Genomic DNA, 19,981 nt, shown 5'->3' with positions numbered 1-19,981 from the left:
GGCTATGAATGTTTATTTTGCTGATTTATCCAATCAAATTTTAGGGCATGTCGTCTTTTACAGTTAAAAATGGTTGGATTTACATTTTATGGTTAAAAATGGTTTGATTTACACCAACCACCGTCTGTTTTTTAGTTAATATTCCAATATTCTCTTCTAAGTCAGTCGTGTTTAACGATAATATATCCTGTTTTACCCTTAAATAACTACCTGCCCTCTGTTCAACATTAAGGCAGCAGGGAAAGTAGCAGAAAAGGCGAATGTAAAGCAGACATCTAGCTGGTTTTAGCAGTTTAGCCCAGCTAAATTATTTATAAAAAGTATGAGAAAAAATAGATATAAGGAGAAGTATGTTAATTTGGATGTTGATAATTGTTATAAACTGGTGGTTTGGAAGATTGCTTGTTAAACATTCTTCGAAGAGTAGCGCATTCATTGGTGCAATACTATTATCGACGGTTATTATTGGCATAATAAACTATGCCACTATTAAATATATGGCAAGCTATATGAATATCGCCGATAATCTTGTGGCTCAGAATATAGTGATAACCTCTGCTATGTCTCTATTTTTTGGCGGTATCATTTGTTGGGGTTCTATTTTATATCATCGTAGAAAGGCGTTAACCAATCTCTAGCGTGTGTCCTTATTTGCAGTAACTTATATTTTATGTGTCAAAAACGGCTAAATTTCCGCCAAACGGTGTCTGATTCCTAGCTAATATGCCATCATTCTTCAAAATCAGTCGTTTTTTACGATAATTTACTTCACTTTTACCCTCGTAATTAAATGAGCACAAGCCCTGAGCAATCTTAGTAAAACCACTAAAATCAATCAAGTACAGTTAGTTAATTCATTCTATGAAGTGTTATATTAAGAACCTATATTTACAACCTATAATTGGCTATTTTTGCCTAAAACAAGCTACTACTTCGTTAACATTAGGATTAAATAGAATGACTATTCAACCTGATTTTTTAACTTAATAGTGCCTTGTATTGACTCATTTTTTGTAAAATATCCTAACTTTAGCTTATGAATACAGGTTCTAAGTGTCTTATAGTAAATGACACGTATTGAACCTTTTATGGTTAATGACTTAAATTAATAGGCTGTATCGAGAGGTACTTTATCTAGGCACTTTAAAACTTAAACTTAGCATTTAGCAAACAGCTCCATAAAAAAAGATGACAAGAAGTCTTGTCATCTTTTTAGTAAGTAACGTTTGTGAGTAATGTTTTAGATCTAATTTTGGACTAAAACTATTTACAGTTCTTTTGATTATAAAGCTTAGACATATTTTCACGACGTTCTTTAGCCGCATCAATGGCTTCTTCAGTATTTGAGTAAGTGCCAATTAATGCAGGCCAGAACAGGACTGCAGCAGCAACGTTCTTACCAGTTACCTTACGCTCAGCACGCGCTTCTTTCTCAAATCTTTCAGCTTCTTCAATCTCATTAAGAATTTGCGGGCAAGTTAAGTTTGCATCACTCACTTTGTTAGTTTGAACAACATGTGGTGTTGCACAACCTTGTGCCAATAATGCGAACAAACCAATAGCCAATAGACTCTTTTTCATAAATTCCTCTTTTATTGTTTAGATACAGTTACAAACAGAAATGATACGGTTTCATTTATAAGTTTTTATTTACAAATTGTCAATAAAAACTTTTGTCAATTGGCTTTATTTGTGAACTAAATAAAATTTGAGTTGGTAGCTTTCATCGTCCATTAACCCTGGATATTAATAAGACGGTAAGAGGTATTAATAAAATCCTAATAATTTCCACCAAATAAGGCCAGCACCAATCCAAATGACTAGGTTTACCCCACTCATAATAGCACCAATGATCCACCACTCTCCAAGTGTGGTGTACCCTGAGTTAAAAATAACTGGTGCAGTACCTGTGGCGTAATGGGTAAGGCCCATCATGATATTACCCGTAGCGGCCAATATTAATGCATATAGCATTGGCGGAGCGCCTAGCGCTAGACCAACAGCATAGAATGCGGCAAACATGGCAGTAATGTGCGCTGTAGTACTGGCAAACATATAATGCATGTATAAGTAAACTAACGTCAATATGACCACGGCACCTATCCAGCCAACACCTGTCATACCTATTGCTGTTTCTATTTGCGATGAAAACCAAGTGATTAACCCCATTTTGTTCAGATAGTTTGCCATCATGACTAGGGCACCAAACCAAATGATAGTATCCCAAGCAGATTTCTCTTTTAAAATATCCTCCCAACTAAGTACACCCGTCACAATTAATAGTGATAGCCCTATAAAGGCAGTAGTGGTGGCATCTAAGCTAAACTGTGAACCAAACAGCATAGCGGGAATATTTGCCCACAAAAGTAACATCAGGGCAAATACGCCAAGCATGATTTTTTCATGAAAAGTAACGTGACCTAGTTTAGCTAAGTTTTCATTTGCATATTGCTTAGCGTTAGGTGTCTCTTTAACCTCTGGTGGATAGACGAGATAAATCACTATAGGCATGATTAATATACATATCATGCCAGGCACAAACATCGCCAGTGCCCAAGTCGTCCAAGATAACTGTATGTCGCTTCCTGTAGCTTTGTTAACTAAATCTACCACTAAAGGATTCGGCGCTGTGGCAGTGATAAACATACCAGAGGTAATGGGGTTGGCATGGAAGTTTACCATTGCTAGATATCGGCCAATTTTATTTTGCGTTCCTTCTTCGGGTGTAGAGTGGAAGCTTTTAGCAATGGAGCGCATAATTGGATGGATAATACCGCCGCCACGTGCGGTATTTGAGGGCGTTATTGGTGCTATCATTAATTCTGCTGCAGCTAAAGAGTAAGCAATACCTATGGTTTTCTTACCAAAAAGCGAAATAAAGTAATAGGCAATACGGGAGCCCAAGCCCGTTTTAATTAAACCGCGCGATATCATTACCGCTATACCAATTAACCAGATAAGCGGGCTTGAGAAACTGGATAAGGCATCTTTTATGGCATCTTTTGGTGTTTCAGCAGTAACACCGGTTAAGGCAACTAGTGAGATAGCGATAATAGCAATTGCCCCAATAGGCAGTACCTTGCCGATAATGGCAACAATGGTTGCGACAAAGAGCGCTAATAAATGCCATGCGCTAGGACTTACCCCTTCGGGAGTAGGAATGACAAACCAGATAAGGAGACCGATAGCGATAGAAAGCGCTGCGGGTATTGGTTTGAATGGTAGTTTTTCTGATGAGTCGGTCATATTATTTCAACCTTTTGAAAGTATGGTTATTTCACGGTTTTATTGTTAGAAAACTATAAATTCCAATGTTACTTATAAAATGAACTACAGTGCTATAAGATGAATTTAAACATTAGTAACTTTAAATATTAGTAACTTTGAGCATCAGTAACTTTGAGTATCAGTAACTTTGAGCATTAGTTACATGCAAATAAAATCCATACTTATAGTAGGTATTTATTTTTAAAGACATTATATCGCTCATTTATTTCATAGGGGTTTATAGTTAACAAATTGACACTCTAAATATGCACGTAGGTTAAAGTTTCCTTTAAAATAAGTCGGTAATAATCACAGTGCAGCTTCAAAATCTATAAGTAATTTATCCACATGATGTCCTCTAATCATGCGGCGCAGTTCACATGAAATGCAGATAACTGCTACACTGATAACAGATACGACAATAACCGATACACTGAGCATTAAGGCTGAATATGACTAAACCACACTACCTCATTATTGGGCAAGGGGATATAGGGTTGCCGGTTACCAATCAATTGGCTAAATTGGGCTTTAAGGTAACAGGTTTAGCCCGAAAGGAACGCGCAGCATATAACTTAGAGGAGTGCGCAAGCTTTTTACAAGCCGATGCCCTTAGCTTATCTGTAGAGCAAATAAAACACTTTACCCATATTGCTATTATAGTGACACCTGATACCTATAATATGCAGGATTATAAGAACGTTTATTATGGTATTGCACAGCACATCGCTGAGTTTGCAGATACGCTCCCTGTCTTAGAGCGTGTGGTCTTTATATCTTCAACCGGGGTTTATGGTCAAGATAGTGGTGAGTGGATTGATGAGACTGTACAGCCTCATGACCCCAGTCGAGAAGCATCAACTTTTATTTTAAAAGCAGAGCAGGTATTACAACAGGCTTTTGGCAAAAAAACGGTGGTTATCCGTCCTAGTGGTATTTATGGAAAAGAGCGCTTGATGCGCATTCGCAAAGCGAGAGAGACGGGTAAAAAGCCATTACCTCGGTATGCTTGGACAAACCGAATTATGGATAGTGATTTAATAAATATCATAGTTCAAGTTTTAACCCTCAAAGATGAGGCACTTCTAAAACCGGTTTATTTGGCTACTGATTATGCGCCAGTGACTTCTTATGAGCTGACGTATTGGCTGTCTGAGCAGCTAAACTCGGAGTTGCCAGAAATGAGTGAGACCTCTCAAATAACGGGTAAGCGCTTACATAGTAATATTCCAAGAAACTGGTTGGCTTACCCCGATTGGCAGTCAGGGTATTCAGAGATTTTAAAGTATCTTTGATGACCTCTTTCATTCAAAAATGTCAGCAGTACCTACTCGTGAAGGTTTAACACGGCTTAGATGACTCTTATGTGGTTATAGATCTTTTGTTGCTAATTAAAATAGGCTAAACTACTTAACTATAATACAAGCCACAAGACAAGCAGTAATATAAGCCACAAGACAACTGGCTACATAAGCGGATTCTGCTTATACAATATAAGTTAGCGAAATATACGTATAATAACCTATTAATTTTATAAAACTTCAAACATTGTTACCTTAGGGTCATTAGGGGGAGGTATGTCATCAACTGGAAACTCGCAAGATGATACTCAAAGGAATGATTCACATTACCCTGTTAACAAAAAAGTCTGTAAACGGTCTGATCCTAACCCTAACATTACCCAGCGTCCCTCTAAAAGTAATGACTCTTACTACTCTCATACCTTTAAACTTATTGAGCCCATAAATAACAAACCCAGAATTAGGCGAAAGAATCGGATTGTGTCCGTCAATCAAGCCCACCAAGCCATCCAAAATTCTATTGATCAGTACGCTACTTTACCAGCGATCTCTATGCAAAAAGGTGTTCATATTAATACTCAAGCACATCCCCTTCATCGCCCATGTTCAGAAGACAGTTTGGCGCAAACCACTCAGCAGTTGCAAACAAATTATGCTGGGGTGGTGCATCCTAATTTTGACCCCAATCAAACCCCATTAAATCCTGACCGACCATTGACAGATATGCCAGCCCCAGCCCCACGTTTACAAGATGCACTGCGTCATCTACTGGATCTAGAGCCTAAGGATATGGATGCGCTAAACCTTTCGCAAAAAAGCATAGATGAGAGCTTAGGCAAATTAGAGGTGGTTACGCCAGACTTCTCGCAAGCGTCTATGTGGGAGCTTATCGCTTCGCCTGAACTTGCTTCACATCTCGAGCTGCTTCAAGTAGGTGGGTTGATTAATTTACCGAAACAGTTTTTTAAATCGGCTGAGGTTAGTGGTATAACGTCCCCCTCGATTAAAAATAATAAGCTTGATGCCGAATCGGATAAATATAGAGATAAAGAGGTTTGTCATACGTTCGAAAATGATGATCAACATAGAAATCATTTATTAGCGCCGTTAACTCAAATGCGTTTGCTTGATTTATCAGATATTCATAACGTTTGCATGGCATATCCTGCATTGACTCGTTATGGATTCAAAGATAATCGTTCTAAGGTTAATAGTAGAGAAGATGATAGATCTTGCACATCGTCTTGGCCCCAAATGCCTGAGATGATTAATGATATATTTGCACCTAGTTGGGAGCTTATTTTATATCCTGAGCGGTTTGATAATGGTATTGATAGTCTAAGTACAGACATATTAGCGTGCAGTGTTGCTGTGCATATTTTAAAGCAGTGTCACACTCGTAAAAGTATTAATAAAAGCATTACCGCCCATCAAATCTGCCAGCACATGCGCAGTTATGTATTGAGTCAATGCAATATTCATCCACAGTTTGAAACGCAATATCGCCAAATTCGTTTGTTTGTAGGACATGTGGTGGTGGCAGCTAAATATCTTGGATTTGATATAAAGTATAACGAGAGCAAGAGTCTAGTGGCAACAAATGGGATGGCTAATGAACTAAATGCCACTAATGATAAAACCCAGAATATTGGTCAATCTATCTATATCAACTTATCCTCTCGCAGTGCACTACTTACCCGTTATCCTAATATTAGTAATTATTATATTAATGGTTGGTCATGATGACTTAGCTATTGATGTTTGCAAAGTTTCAACTGTGCCCTAGTAAGAGGCTTATAATGATTTACCTCCCTTTACATCAGTGATGAACATAGCCTAATAACACCATAATATCCTTTATCATATTAATCCTCGCTAATAGGAACCCGTATGGCCCCACAGTCTTTTACGTCAGATGCCTTCATTGAGCTTGCCCTTTCTAATGAAGTTTTAAAGTTTGGAGAGTACGTACTTAAGTCAGGTCGCATTAGCCCCTATTTCTTTAATGCTGGGCTGCTTGCGACAGGCGAGATGTTGTCACTACTGGCAAACGGTTATGCTCATGTATTGGCTGAGCAAGTTAAAGTTGAGGGGCAGGATGAGCTGGTCATTTTTGGCGCGGCGTATAAAGGCATTCCATTTGTTGCGGCGACGGCTCAAGCACTTTGGAATAATCATGGTATTAATGCACACTGGGGTTATAACCGTAAAGAACCCAAAGACCATGGAGAAGGGGGCAGTTTAGTGGGGGCAAATGTTAGTGGTAAGGCGGTTTGGATATTGGATGATGTCATTACTGCGGGTACGGCAATGCGTGAAGTCGTTGATATTCTAGGCTCAGCTGGTGCAACCGTGGCGGGTATTATTGTAGCTCTTGACCGCAAAGAAAAAGGGCAAAATGAAACCTCTGCTATTGATGAGTTGGCTACAAACCTTAAAGTGCCTGTACGTGCGCTGGTTAGTATTGACGATATTATTGATTATGTTGCCAAGCATGCAGACGCGACTCAATTAGCAAAAATGAAGCACTATCGTCAGCAGTACGGTGTGTAGTGTTACCTTTATATCTTATTTTTGACCTCACAGGCTTTATATATATTGATTACATTGATATGAGGTCAATCTAAGACATTCTGCTATTAAATTGAACAATGGAGTATGTTACCCATGAGCAAAGCTAACGGTGCTAAATCACTTAATATTTTAGTGGTAATGGATCCCATTGAGACCATTAACTTCAAAAAAGATACCACACTTGCCATGATGTGGTCAGCCACTGAGCGTGGTCACACTATCGGCTATTGTCAGATACATGATTTATGGTTAGATAAAGGTACGCTTAAGGTAGATGCTCAGGCTGTTACCGTATATCGAGACCCTGATAATTTTTATGAATTAGCAGGGAAAATAACACAGCTGATTACCGAATATGATGTTATTTTGATGCGCAAAGACCCACCGTTTGATATGCGTTTTTTGTATTCACTTTACTTACTAGATCATGCAAAAGCCGCTGGAGTATTAGTCGTCAATGACCCTCAAGCCATTCGCGATTGTAATGAAAAACTATTCGCTACTTGGTTCAGCGAGCTGATGAGCCCAACTATTGTGACCAGTAAGCAATCACATATACGTCAGTTTATCAACGAACATAAAGATGTGATTGTAAAACCTCTCGATGGTATGGGTGGAACGGGTATATTTAGGTTAACCAACGATAGTCCAAATATAGGTGCTACGCTTGAAATGTTAACTGAGCTTGAGACTTTACCTATTATGGCACAGCGCTATTTGCCTGAAATCATCAAGGGCGACAAGAGAATATTGATTGTCGATGGAAAGCCAATACCTTTTTGCTTAGCTCGTATCCCAAGCCAAGGTGAAACACGAGGTAATCTTGCAGCCGGTGGACGAGGTGTGGCAATGCCCCTAACAGAGCAAGAGTTTGCCGTTGCAAATATTGTAGCACCAGTCGTTAAACAAAAAGGGTTACTGTTTGTGGGTTTAGATGTGATAGGCGGAAAAATCACTGAAATTAATGTAACAAGTCCGACCTGTGTGCGCGAAATAGATGACCAGTGTGGTACAGATATTGCCACGGACTTGATACTAGCCATTGAAAAAAGACTGGCGTTGTCAGTTAAGACTATACGTTAAACTATGCGCTATAAATACTATGGGCTCTAAATATTGGATTGGCACTTGAATTTGAATCTTGCTGAGTTTTAACACCACCTGAAGTATACAGGCAGTTGAAGAATATGACTACTTTAGGCTTAAAGTCATTTGAAATATGAGGCATTTAAAAAATAAGTCATTTGAAGCTTAAAGTCATTTGCATAAAAAGTTACGGACTGGCAACTTTACTGTAATCGTTTCGTTTAAATTTTTGTGCTATTATTTTGTCACATTTTAATCCCTATATTTTCAACTTTTAGACTTTATAGACTTCTTAACATTCTCTTTAACATTGTCATTTTTAACAATGGTAAGTTTTTAACCTTTTAACTTTTATTGTATTCTGTAGTTGGAGAACCCCTCTGTGCGCGATTCCTTTAATATCAGCCACGGCATCAATAGTAGCCACGGCGCTATGAGTGCCGAATCAGCTAAAAAGCCGAGGGTTTTGATGATGGCAGCAGGCACAGGCGGTCATGTTTTCCCAGCATTAGCCGTGGCAGATGAATTAACCCGCCGTGGGGCAATTGTGCATTGGTTAGGCACGCCGCAGGGTATGGAAAATGACCTAGTGCGTCCAACAGGTTATACATTTCACACTATTCAAATGCACGGTATACGTGGTAAAGGTGTGGGACGCGTCTTAAAAATGCCTATGATGCTATCAAAGGCTGTGTTGGCTAGCATAAAGATTATTAAAGCAAACAATATTAATATCGTCGTTGGCTTTGGTGGGTATGTGACTGCCCCAGGTGGCCTAGCAGCACGTGCCACAGGCAAACCTTTGGTCATTCATGAACAAAATGCCATCGCAGGGATGAGTAACCGCTATTTAGCGAAGGTAGCAACCAAAGTATTGCAAGCTTTCCCTAATACATTTGGTGATAGCGATAGTGCCGATAACCCCAAGCTCGAAACGGTTGGTAATCCTGTTAGAGAGGCCATTTGTGAAATTGCCCCGCCAGAGTCACGTTATGATATTAAGGATGATAGCCCTTTAAAACTATTGATTGTTGGGGGGTCACTTGGCGCTCAGATTTTAAATCAAATAGTACCTGCTGCACTTGCCAAAATAGAAAAATCCCTTGTGGTTCATCACCAATGTGGCCGTAACAACTTTGACAGTACGACACACAACTACGAGCAAGTTGATGAAACCCATCATCACGTAACCATCATGCCTTTCATTGATAATATGGCAGAAGCATATGCTTGGGCAGATGTTATTGTTTGTCGTGCTGGTGCGTTAACGGTAACAGAGATTCAAAACGTTGGCTTGGCCGCCATATTTGTGCCACTGCCGCATGCGGTAGATGACCATCAAACCGCCAATGCTCGCTCACTTGCAGATGAGGACGCGGCTTATTTAATCCCTCAAAGCCAACTAACAGCGGATGTTTTGGCGCAGATACTATCTGATCTCAATCGTGAGAAATGCCTAGACATGGCAAAAAAAGGTAAGTCACTCGCAAATCCTAGCTCTACCATTATGGCCACTGATTATATTTGGTCTTTATTGAGATAATAGTTTTACTATTCAACAAAGGGTTAAAGTACTTTTTATAATTCGCGCTCAGCCATTTGTTTTTAAAGCCTTAGAACTTTATAGTATTAAAAGTTAATAGTATTTTTATTAGACATTTTTGATTGCATTCTACATTAGATTGAAAAAGAGAAATTTATGACACAAGCTGCCCTGCCAAAACGTTTAATTGAAATTCCCGAAATGCGCCGAATCAAGTGCATTCATTTTATCGGGATTGGGGGAGCTGGCATGTGTGGCATCGCTGAGGTTATGAAAAACCAAGGCTATGGTGTGAGTGGTTCTGATATAAAACAAAGTGCGGTTACGGATCGACTAAAAAGTTTGGGTATTGACGTCTTTATTGGACATGATTCACAAAATATTGCAAATGCAGATGTCATCGTTGTCTCATCGGCAATTGATAGACAAAACCCTGAAATACAAGCAGCCTTAAAAGCGCACTTACCCGTTGTACGTCGAGCGGATATGTTGGGCGAGCTTATGAGATATCGTCATGGTATCGCGGTTGCTGGTGCGCATGGTAAAACGACAACAACAAGCTTACTGACCATGATGATGACTGAAGCTGGGCTTGATCCAACTTATGTTATTGGTGGTAAGTTAAATGCTTCTGGTAAAAATGCCTCATTAGGTCAAAGTCGTTATTTAGTCGCTGAAGCAGATGAATCTGATGCATCATTTTTGTCCTTGCATCCTATGGCAGCAATTGTTACTAACATCGATCAAGATCATATGGAAACTTATGAAAACAGCTTTGACAAACTTAAAGCAGCTTATATTCAGTTTTTGCAAAACATGCCATTTTACGGCCTTGCTGTCGTCTGCGGTGATGATAAAGAGTTATACGCCATGATTGATGACATTGGTCGCCCTGTGCAGACTTTTGGCTTCAATCCTTATAATGATGTTCAAGCTGTTGATGTTATTGTCGACGGTACAAGAACTCACTTTACTGTTTTAAGAAAAGACCGTGAGCCATTAAAGCTAACCTTGAATATTCCTGGTAGTCATAATGTACTAAACGCATTGGCGGCTATTACGATGGCAACCGATGAAGGTGTTGATGATCAAGCCATTGTAAGAGCGCTCGAAAAATTCGCTGGCGTCGGCCGTCGCTTTGAACAACAGGCGTGTGTTGATAAAGACGATGGTAACGTGTTACTGATTGACGATTATGGTCATCATCCCGTTGAAGTTCTTGCCACCATTAAAGCGGCTCGACAGAGTTATCCTGAACGCCGTATCGTTATGTTATTCCAGCCTCATCGTTACAGCCGAACTCGCGACTGCTATGATGATTTCGTATCCGTATTGTCTCAAGTTGACTCGTTGTTACTTCTAGATGTCTATAGTGCAGGTGAAGCACCAATTATGGGGGCAGATACTAAGTCTTTAGCGCGTAGCATCCGTTTAAGAGGCGAAGTTGAGCCAGTTGTAGTAGATAAGAATGCCCTTGAGCCTGTAATGAAACGGACACTCAAGTCAGGCGATATTTTGATTACTCAAGGCGCGGGTAATGTTGGACAAATTAGCCAAGAGCTCGCTAAAAATAATCTATATATTTAATCATTACTTGTTAAGAATAAAATTATGACGCAAACTTCAACCAAATCAGATATCTCAGATCAAACCTCTACTAAAGTCAAGAATCCCAGCATCTTTGGCAAAGTCGCTGTGGTTTTCGGCGGTAATAGTAATGAGCGAGAGGTGTCACTCGATAGTGGCAATGCTGTGCTGAAAGCTCTAAAAGATCAGGGGATTGATGCGACTCATTTTGATCCTAAAGATCGTAATATTCTAGATATTAAACACTTTGATCGGGTATTTAATGTCTTGCATGGTCGCGGTGGTGAGGATGGTCAGTTACAAGGATTGCTTGACTGGCTTGGTATTCCGCAAACGGGGTCAGGGGTGCTGGCCTCTGCAATTGGTATGGATAAAGTGCGCACTAAGCAATTATGGCAAGGATGTGGGTTAGCGACCGCGCCTTTTTCTATCCTTAAAGAAGATACCGATTGGCAGCAAATAGTGAATACTTTAGGTTTACCTCTCATGATTAAGCCTGTGCATGAAGGGTCGAGTATTGGTATGAGCAAGGTTGAAAGTCTAGATGAACTACCTGAAGCTTATGCAATGGCAGCTGGGTGTGGTGATGATGTCATGGCTGAGAAGTGGATAACAGGACGAGAGTTTACCATCGTTATTATTGATGATGAAGCATATCCAGTAATTCGTCTGGAACCCGCAAATATCTCAAATTTTTATGATTTTGAAGCCAAATATAATCGCAACGATACCGCTTATCATATTCCTTGCGGGCTATCGAAAAGTGAGGAAGCACACCTTCAGGCGATGAGCATCGCTGCCTTTAAAGCCGTTGATGCCTCAGGCTGGGGGCGTGTCGATGCTATGCAAGATGAGAAGGGTAATTTTTGGTTATTAGAGATTAATACTGTGCCCGGTATGACCAGTCATAGTTTGGTGCCTATGGCTGCTAAAGCCAGAGGAATAGGCTTTGATGAATTATGCTGGCATATACTCGCACAAACACTTTAACGACCATAATATAGTCAGTGAAGAATGTAGAGTAATAACGCGGTTATCTGATAGTTTTATTGAGGAATTTTTTTATTCCATCTCCTTGGTTAATATAAGATGCGGACTACATCCCTATTGGGGTTAAATCCATGCTATTAGTGGATCAGTCTTAAGCAATGGCTTGATTGGGCATATTGCTATCGTAACTGTGCTAAATGCGTTACAATTGTAGGTTAATAGAAAATGGATATGATGGTTGACTCAGTGAATGACCCTACGCTTACCTCTAGCAAGATTATATCTTCAAAAATATGGATACTGATCGGGGTTTTTCTATTCATAATAGCCTTTATTACTGTGTCTCATCGAGTTTATCAAGCACAACCTGCTGAGATCGTTATTGACCCGAATGGGCTGAATACAACTGAGTATCAGAAACTAAGTAAGGCCTTGTCCCAACATGATGTGGGAAACTTCTTTATGGCAACCTTACCTCGGTTGCAAGATATTGTCATGACGCAGAGCTGGGTAAGCCAAGTTAATATTGAACGTCAGTGGGGTAGGGGGATCGTGATATCGGCACTACCTCGAATCCCGATAGCCCGCTTTGGTAGTGAGCATTTGATCGATGCTGAAGGGGTTGTCTTTAAACCCGCTGCTGAGACAGACTTAACTCAAAGTGATCTCATCATGTTACAAGGTAACGAAGAGCAGTCTACTTTGATCATGCAGCAGATGCAGCTTATTAATAAATGGTTTGCGCCGCTCAATATGAAAGTTGAGGATATGGTTTTAACACCCAGAATGACATGGGTCGTTAAATTTGATAATGGAATGCGGGTTATTGTTGATAATGAGCATACCTCACAAAAGCTTATGAATTTGAGTCAATTATTGCAAAACCAGCTTAAGATGAAGCGCGATGAGATAGCATCTGTTGATTTGCGTTATAAGAATGGTTTTGTTATTGCATGGCAAGATGAGCAAGTAGCACCTATTGAATTGATATCTTTATCTGAAATTAGAGAGTCTAATGAGGAGAGGGATATTGCGCATCAATAGGGTACATTTTTAAATAAATCGCTTGAATGCACACTAAAATGATATTTTAATAATACTTTCAATTAACCTTGCTGTTTAATCCATGTGCATAATATCTAAAGTGATAGGTAATGACATTGATTAAAAAGCAGTATAAAAAACGTTTTGCACCTTATGAGTAAACCTGAAAATCTCGTCGTTGTTCACATAAGTGCCACTGCTGTTTATGCAGTTATTGGGCACGTTAAGTCTATGGAAGACATTCAGATTATGGGAGTGGGTGAGGTTAAGAATGAAGATTTTCAGCAAGGTCGAATTAAGCACTGGGAGCGTTTAAAAAGCGCTATCAGACAAGCGATTATCGAAGCAGAAGAAATGGCTAATTGCCGTGTACATAGTGTGTGGTTAACCCTATCTACTCCTGAGCTCTTTAGCGCTAATAGTTTTGGTACGGTCAATGTTGATCAAGGTACGGTTGAAACACGCCATATTGTCAAGGCGCTTAGTTTAGCAAAAGAAAAAATCATGCCGACCACTCATTATCTAATGCATCATTGTCAACAAGGCATTATTATAGATAATCAAGAAGATATGGTTGATGATGCGATTAATATGTATGCTAATGAATTAACGGTTATGTATCATTTAATGATGATGCCAGTAGCCAGCCGTCAAAATATTCAAAAGTTGATTCAAGCCTGTGATATTAGTATTGACCACATGTTATTTGACGCGGTATCTAGTGCAGAGTATAGCCTAATGGCTGAAGAGCGAGAGCAGGGGGTTTGTTTAATTGATATTGGTGCAAGTACCACAAGCCTTTGCTTATACCGTGAAAATAAACTTATATTTACCCACTGTATCGCTGATGGTGGCAATAAAGTAACAATGGATATATCAGCAGAACTCGGTATTTCAATGGCTGAAGCCGAATCGTTGAAAAAGCGTTATGGTACAGTTGATATACAAAGTATCGATCCTGGTCAGTTTGTGACAATTAAGAGAGTGGGTGTGGCTGATGAAGTCACTATTAACTTATTACAACTGGCTGAGATTATCAAAGCACGCTACATTGAGTTGTTTAGAGTTGCCTTTCAAGAGCTGTCTGATGCAGGTTTGATGGATTATATGCAGCGTGGCGTTGTATTATCAGGGGGTGGTAGTAATATTAAAGGCATGATACCCTTTGCAAAACGCTTGTTACAAATGCCAGTGGTTATGACCACACCCCATGAAGCCATTACCGCATATAATCATTTTGATAGTGAAGATTCATTTAAGCTGTTGAATGCAAGAGTGAAAGATCGTGTATTTCAGACTGCTTTTGGTGCGTTGCTATACAGTCAGAGTGAACAGTTTAAACATAGCGAGAAAAGCTCACCTGAAGCCCTTGAAACGAGTAAAGTAAGCAATTTGAAGAATAAACTAAACAATTTTTTTAATCGAATTATATAAACCATTTTAATATTTCAAGTAACCTTTATAATCGAACTTACTTACTGTAAATAATAAGTTCAGAAGGTTACGTAAAGGAGTGATAATGTCCAAGTATACAATGGCAGATAGCAGCCGCGATCTAAATAACGGTCAAGCCCGTTTTACTGTTTTTGGTGTTGGCGGTGGCGGTGGTAACGCTGTAGAGCATATGGTTCAACAGGGCATCAAAGGGGTTACCTTTGTAGTGGCTAACACTGATTGCCAAGCACTACAAGGTTTGACGGCTGAGCATAAATTGCAACTCGGCGCAGATACAAACCGTGGCTTAGGTGCTGGAGCGAATCCCGAAGTGGGTCGTGAAGCTGCTGAACAGGATGAAGAAGCCATTAGAAAGCTTCTTGAAAACTCGGATATGGTTTTCATTACTGCCGGTATGGGTGGGGGCACAGGTACAGGGGCAGCACCTGTGGTTGCTCGTATCGCTAAGGAGATGGAAATCCTGACTGTTGCCGTTGTTACCACACCTTTTAGGTTTGAAGGTGGTAGACGTCTCAAAGCGGCTAAGGCTGGTATTGAGCAGTTATCAAACTTTGTAGACTCGATTATTACTATTCCAAACGATAAACTGCTTAAGGTTTATGGCAACATCTCGATGAAAGATGCTTTCAAAAAAGCTGATGATGTATTGATGCATGCTGTGCAAGGTATCGCTGAAACAATTGATCTTGATGGTATGGTTAATATTGACTTTAATGATATTCGTACGGCAATGACTGCAAAAGGCCATGCCATGATGGGTATTGGCCGTGCCAGTGGTGATGAACGTGCCCGTCAAGCAACTGAGAAAGCAATACGATCTCCATTACTAGATGATTTACGCTTAGAAAATGCTAAAGGTCTTATTGTTAATGTTGTCTCATCAGATTCACTATCACTTGATGAGCTAAGTCAAATCACTGAAATTGTCGAGGGAATAACAGATATTGATGATGCCCATATCTTCTACGGCTCAGTCATTGATGAGCGCATGGGTGAAGATCTACACGTTACTGTTATAGCGACAGGATTAACCCTAGATGATGAGAAAGACGATCCTCGTCCAATGCCCTCCGCTCATAGTAATCAAGCTGTAGACCCTGCTACTCACACAAGCGCTATAACGAGTCAGAAAAAAGCACAATTAAGTACTCATCAAAAACATGATTCAAGTGTGGGTTCCAGCAAATCTGAACCAAATACTAAGACTAATAGCATTCAGGATTACCTAAAACGGCAACAGAATCGTTAAGTATTTTAGTTCAGTGCGTTTATGACGTAACAAGAGCAGCACTAGCAAAAATAAAAAAAGACTGAGCTTTGCTCGGTCTTTTTTTATTTACCTATAGCCTATACCTACCAAGTATAGTCATAGGCAACTAAATAAGATACAAGGCAACCGAGCGCAAGTACTACTCTAGTAGGCTTAGTGAGGTTAACGCTGTAGCTCTTTAGTTTGCCTACGACTATAGCTTTCTAATTTAGTAGCTTTCTAATTAAATACCTTTCTACTCCAGTAGCGTTATTTAGCAAATTAGTTGACTCTCTCCAGTCTGAAAAATAGATAGGGTCAACAGATGTCAATCTTATAGTTTATTTTGTATAGCGAAACTCAGTGATCTAAATAAGAATATGTTACAATGGAAATAATTTCTTACATTTAGCTTTTTCAGTTTTGGTCTTGTTTATTAAAGTCAACTATTAAGAATACTGCATTTTTTTAATCACTAATATCACTACAATAAGTAATATAAATATTTTACAACTTTAATATGGCAGCTGAGGTTAAAGTACGAACTATTAAAAGCCCATATTAAAAGTGAATATTTTCCTTGAACATCGACTTTATCTATTGTATTTGAAGTGACCCTTGAATAGGTTATAAATTTAGTCAGCATACAGACTTAATTTTGACAGATATTACAATTGAGAGCAGACTTTTTTTATCGACATAAGCTTGTAAGGTTGTCCATTCAAACTTAATGGCAGAGAATTTTTTAATGAAACAAAGAACCCTCGCAAAACCGGTAACAGTTGTAGGAATTGGTCTACACAGTGGTAGAGATGTCACAATTACCTTTGAGCCTAGTGCTGCAAATAAAGGTATTAACTTTTTACGAACAGATGTTGAGAATGCGCCACTGATTCCTGCTGATGCCTTTTTAGTTAGAGATACCGTGATGTCATCAAATTTGGGGATAGAGGATGTCAGGATTGGTACGGTTGAACATTTATTAAGTGCACTAGCAGGGCTAGGTATCGATAATTTATTGATAAAAGTATCTGATATTGAAGTGCCAATTCTCGATGGTAGTTCCGCGCCATACGCACAACTTTTACTTGAATCTGGCATTAAAGAGCTTGATGAGCCCAAGAGATTTTTAAAAATACGAAAAACAATACGTGTTACAGAAGGTGATAAATGGGCTGAGCTGGAACCATTTGACGGGTTTAGGTTAGAGTTTCAAATAGACTTTGATCATCCTGCAATACCTAGGGACACGCAGCATTATAGCTTTGATTTTTCAACAAAAAAATATCTCAAAAGTGTCAGTAATGCCAGAACCTTTGGTTTTTTACAAGATATAGAGCTTTTAAAGAAAAGCAATCTCGCGTTAGGGGGTAGTCTTGATAATGCGATTGTGATAGATGAAAGTGGTATTATGAATAAAACAGGATTGCGTCACAAAAATGAATTTGTCCGTCACAAATTATTGGATGCAGTAGGAGATTTATACTTAGCAAAGTATTCATTATTAGCTAAGTTTAGTGCCTATAAATCTGGACATGCGCTGAATAATAAGTTAATAAAGGCAGTGTACGCTAGTAATGATAATTTTGAAATTGTAACATTTTATGACAAAGAATCGTCCTTTATAAACTACGATTTACCAAAATCAAGTCAATTATGCTAAATCCTGCTAAAAAATCACTTATTAACTAGAAACATTCGTGAAACTATATAGAAAACGGAACAAAGTTCCGTTTTTTTGTGGGTAGTTTCTCTTAAGGTAAGGAATTCAAATGTTCTAAGCAAACTTTCAATAACCTCAAGTATTATCTTTGTAATTCTAATTATAAAAAAATTACAATATGTATCGAAATCAACTCATTCATATCCTCTAAAATACCTACTTTTTTACATAAAATTACAATGTAAACATTACCTTTTAATCTTCTGCTAGCCTTTCAAGAGCTTTTTTCAACTGGCAATCATTAATGACATGCTTAGCTGTGTGTGATATAGTTCTTCTCGTTGATTCGGTCAAGCCACGTGTAGTATGGCTTTTAACCTTATTAGTGCCATTTGAAGATATATTACTTTGCTGATTCATATTGTTTTCAATACTATAAGACTGGTTAATTGATGCAGGGTAGGTAACGATTACATCTATATATTTGAGTTGATCAAATGTTAAAGATTGTACTGTTAATATCTTGATTAAGTTATTAGATTGATAGCGAAGATGATTAGCAGCAGTTTGAGACTGTACTGATAACGTTAATTTCCCATCAATATAACTGCCTACCCAAAGAGTTTTAAGCACATCTTCTGGTAAACAGTTATTAAGTAGAGTTTTGATTTCGTTAGTGAGTTCATTAAGCTCTGAACATTTTTTGAATATCTGGTGGGGCAATGCTAAAGCAGCAGATTTTTGATGATCAATAACGGTTGCTAAGTAATTAGGTTTTGAATACTGGCGCATTATAAGCCTCAAGTTTGTAATCAATGCCTATGGGTTTTAACAAGTGAAGTAAAGTAGATGATTCACATCATAGTTATACATCTACTTATTATACGTCAATTGTCGCTCATTGATAGCAAGTAAGTGTTTTGATAGATGGTTAAATGATACCTGTTTGATAGCTTGGATATCTGAGTGAAGCAACTTTATATATTTGATGAAAAACGAATTGCGGTTTATCGGTAAGTTAGATGCTGCAATTAAAAAAGATTAATTCTGGGAGCGTTATGAAAAAGTTACTTATTATTTTGTCATTAATGGGGTTCAGCGCCACACAGGTTAATGCATCAGTTCAAGATACTTATAATCCATCCTCCTCTGAAGATTTAATTGGCAACCTAGAACTACTCATTGCCCAAAAACAAAAATTAAATCCAGAGCTAAAAGCTTTAGAAACTGAAGTTATAAATAGACAGTCAAGCTTAGCATCGTTTGCCACATCTTCAAACACACCATCACGCTCTTTTATAGATAGTTCTGCACCACCTGCCATTGCTGCAGCACGTGCAGCACGTGCTGCCCACTCAAGAACAATTGGTTTATGCGCACGTTATGTTCGTAAAGCACTACAGTCAGCTGGTTATGATTTCACACCAAATCCTTCAGCTTACCAATATGCGACTCGTGGTACCTTAGCTCAAGCTGGCTTTGTTAAAATTAGCAACAGTGCTCCACCACAGGTAGGTGATGTGGTGGTATATAATCGTTCAGCTAAGCATCGTCATGGCCATATTCAAATTTTTGATGGTAGTAACTGGGTATCTGATTTTGTACAACGCAATAAGAGCCCTTACAGTGACACCTACTCTTACACCACGTGGCGTGATGCCCGTTATATCAATGACGCTTCTAATCAAGGTGTTTATTTAGCCATGGGCGAGTAAATATTAATCATTAGCAACAATTATAAGAAATAATTGAATAAATGATTTTATCAAATTATACTTAATGGGTACTAGATAAGTTCTGAAAGCCAAACATTTAGAGAATCGTACTTATATATGTGTACCCTTTAAAAACTGATTTCTTAGTTATAAGATTAGTTACAAGAGAAGGTTGCCAGTCAAAAGTCTTAATTGAAAAGCCCAGCTCATTAGCAAGCTGGGCTTTTTAGTCTGTAATGTATTTGATTTGCTCTTTTGTTAAATTACTTCATTTTCAGAAATTAGACTGGTGTAAGAACCTATATTCACAACCTATAGCTGTCGTTGGCTAGACGAGATTGACAAGCCTAATCCTATATTAGGGGTTGTTGCCAGTTAACATAGACGACTTATGCGGCTTATATTGAATTTGAAAATGTATCAAAATTCATAAATACATCAAATTAAAAAAAGCCATCAGTTAACTGATGGCTTAGATTAACGTACTAAATCTCAATTTTAGGTTAT

At 38.7% G+C, this 19,981-nt stretch carries 16 protein-coding genes; 13 read left to right on the top strand and 3 right to left on the bottom strand.

Annotation, left to right across the window (positions count from 1 at the left end; all coding sequences use genetic code 11):
• The first annotated feature begins 350 nt into the window (after positions 1 to 350).
• Positions 351 to 638 (top strand): hypothetical protein, encoded by a 288-nt coding sequence (locus AC2SLN_RS08505; protein ID WP_486548249.1) that lies wholly within the window; start codon positions 351 to 353, stop codon positions 636 to 638.
• A 625-nt stretch (positions 639 to 1,263) separates the two neighbouring features.
• On the opposite strand, the gene AC2SLN_RS08500 is transcribed toward AC2SLN_RS08505, so the two are convergent.
• A complete protein-coding gene (locus AC2SLN_RS08500; RefSeq protein ID WP_486531310.1) occupies positions 1,264 to 1,581 on the bottom strand; it encodes a hypothetical protein in 318 nt (105 codons plus the stop codon).
• Positions 1,582 to 1,767: 186 nt separating this feature from the next.
• Positions 1,768 to 3,246, bottom strand: coding sequence for a DASS family sodium-coupled anion symporter (locus tag AC2SLN_RS08495; RefSeq protein WP_486531311.1), 1,479 nt, complete (start codon positions 3,244 to 3,246; stop codon positions 1,768 to 1,770).
• A gap of 473 nt (positions 3,247 to 3,719) precedes the next feature.
• Here AC2SLN_RS08495 and AC2SLN_RS08490 point away from each other — a divergent pair, with 473 nt between their 5' ends.
• The 11 genes from AC2SLN_RS08490 to lpxC all read left to right on the top strand — a co-directional run bounded on the left by AC2SLN_RS08490 (position 3,720) and on the right by lpxC (position 17,759).
• Positions 3,720 to 4,562 carry an SDR family oxidoreductase gene (locus tag AC2SLN_RS08490; RefSeq protein ID WP_486548250.1) on the top strand — a complete coding sequence of 281 codons (843 nt, stop codon included), beginning with the start codon at positions 3,720 to 3,722 and terminating at the stop codon, positions 4,560 to 4,562.
• Between the two features lie 282 nt (positions 4,563 to 4,844).
• On the top strand, positions 4,845 to 6,311 hold the full coding sequence (locus AC2SLN_RS08485) for a hypothetical protein (protein WP_486548251.1): 1,467 nt from the start codon (positions 4,845 to 4,847) through the stop codon (positions 6,309 to 6,311).
• Between the two features lie 147 nt (positions 6,312 to 6,458).
• Complete coding sequence (pyrE, locus tag AC2SLN_RS08480) at positions 6,459 to 7,121, top strand: orotate phosphoribosyltransferase (RefSeq protein WP_486548252.1); 663 nt, start codon at positions 6,459 to 6,461, stop codon at positions 7,119 to 7,121.
• A 114-nt stretch (positions 7,122 to 7,235) separates the two neighbouring features.
• Positions 7,236 to 8,225 carry a glutathione synthase gene (gshB, locus tag AC2SLN_RS08475; protein WP_486548253.1) on the top strand — a complete coding sequence of 330 codons (990 nt, stop codon included), beginning with the start codon at positions 7,236 to 7,238 and terminating at the stop codon, positions 8,223 to 8,225.
• Positions 8,226 to 8,661: 436 nt separating this feature from the next.
• Entirely contained in the window at positions 8,662 to 9,771 is a 1,110-nt protein-coding gene (gene murG, locus AC2SLN_RS08470; protein ID WP_486548329.1) for an undecaprenyldiphospho-muramoylpentapeptide beta-N-acetylglucosaminyltransferase, read from the top strand.
• Positions 9,772 to 9,927: 156 nt separating this feature from the next.
• The gene (gene murC, locus AC2SLN_RS08465; protein ID WP_486548254.1) at positions 9,928 to 11,358 is read left to right on the top strand and encodes a UDP-N-acetylmuramate--L-alanine ligase; all 1,431 of its coding nucleotides are present in this window, start codon (positions 9,928 to 9,930) and stop codon (positions 11,356 to 11,358) included.
• A gap of 24 nt (positions 11,359 to 11,382) precedes the next feature.
• A complete protein-coding gene (locus AC2SLN_RS08460; protein WP_486548255.1) occupies positions 11,383 to 12,348 on the top strand; it encodes a D-alanine--D-alanine ligase in 966 nt (321 codons plus the stop codon).
• A gap of 225 nt (positions 12,349 to 12,573) precedes the next feature.
• Positions 12,574 to 13,392: a cell division protein FtsQ/DivIB gene (locus AC2SLN_RS08455; protein ID WP_486548256.1), complete on the top strand. Its 819-nt coding sequence runs from the start codon at positions 12,574 to 12,576 to the stop codon at positions 13,390 to 13,392.
• A 153-nt stretch (positions 13,393 to 13,545) separates the two neighbouring features.
• The gene (ftsA, locus tag AC2SLN_RS08450) at positions 13,546 to 14,826 is read left to right on the top strand and encodes a cell division protein FtsA (RefSeq protein WP_486531319.1); all 1,281 of its coding nucleotides are present in this window, start codon (positions 13,546 to 13,548) and stop codon (positions 14,824 to 14,826) included.
• A gap of 85 nt (positions 14,827 to 14,911) precedes the next feature.
• Positions 14,912 to 16,096: a cell division protein FtsZ gene (ftsZ, locus tag AC2SLN_RS08445; RefSeq protein WP_486548257.1), complete on the top strand. Its 1,185-nt coding sequence runs from the start codon at positions 14,912 to 14,914 to the stop codon at positions 16,094 to 16,096.
• A gap of 748 nt (positions 16,097 to 16,844) precedes the next feature.
• On the top strand, positions 16,845 to 17,759 hold the full coding sequence (gene lpxC / locus AC2SLN_RS08440; RefSeq protein ID WP_486548258.1) for a UDP-3-O-acyl-N-acetylglucosamine deacetylase: 915 nt from the start codon (positions 16,845 to 16,847) through the stop codon (positions 17,757 to 17,759).
• Between the two features lie 255 nt (positions 17,760 to 18,014).
• Here lpxC and AC2SLN_RS08435 read toward each other — a convergent pair whose 3' ends face one another.
• Positions 18,015 to 18,551, bottom strand: coding sequence for a hypothetical protein (locus AC2SLN_RS08435; RefSeq protein WP_486548259.1), 537 nt, complete (start codon positions 18,549 to 18,551; stop codon positions 18,015 to 18,017).
• A 266-nt stretch (positions 18,552 to 18,817) separates the two neighbouring features.
• Between AC2SLN_RS08435 and AC2SLN_RS08430 the strand changes: the two genes are divergently transcribed.
• Positions 18,818 to 19,474 (top strand): CHAP domain-containing protein, encoded by a 657-nt coding sequence (locus AC2SLN_RS08430; RefSeq protein ID WP_486548260.1) that lies wholly within the window; start codon positions 18,818 to 18,820, stop codon positions 19,472 to 19,474.
• Positions 19,475 to 19,981: the final 507 nt, after the last annotated feature.

The organism is Psychrobacter sp. CX90, assembly GCF_057396305.2.
This window is presented reverse-complemented; position numbering and strand designations above follow the sequence as displayed.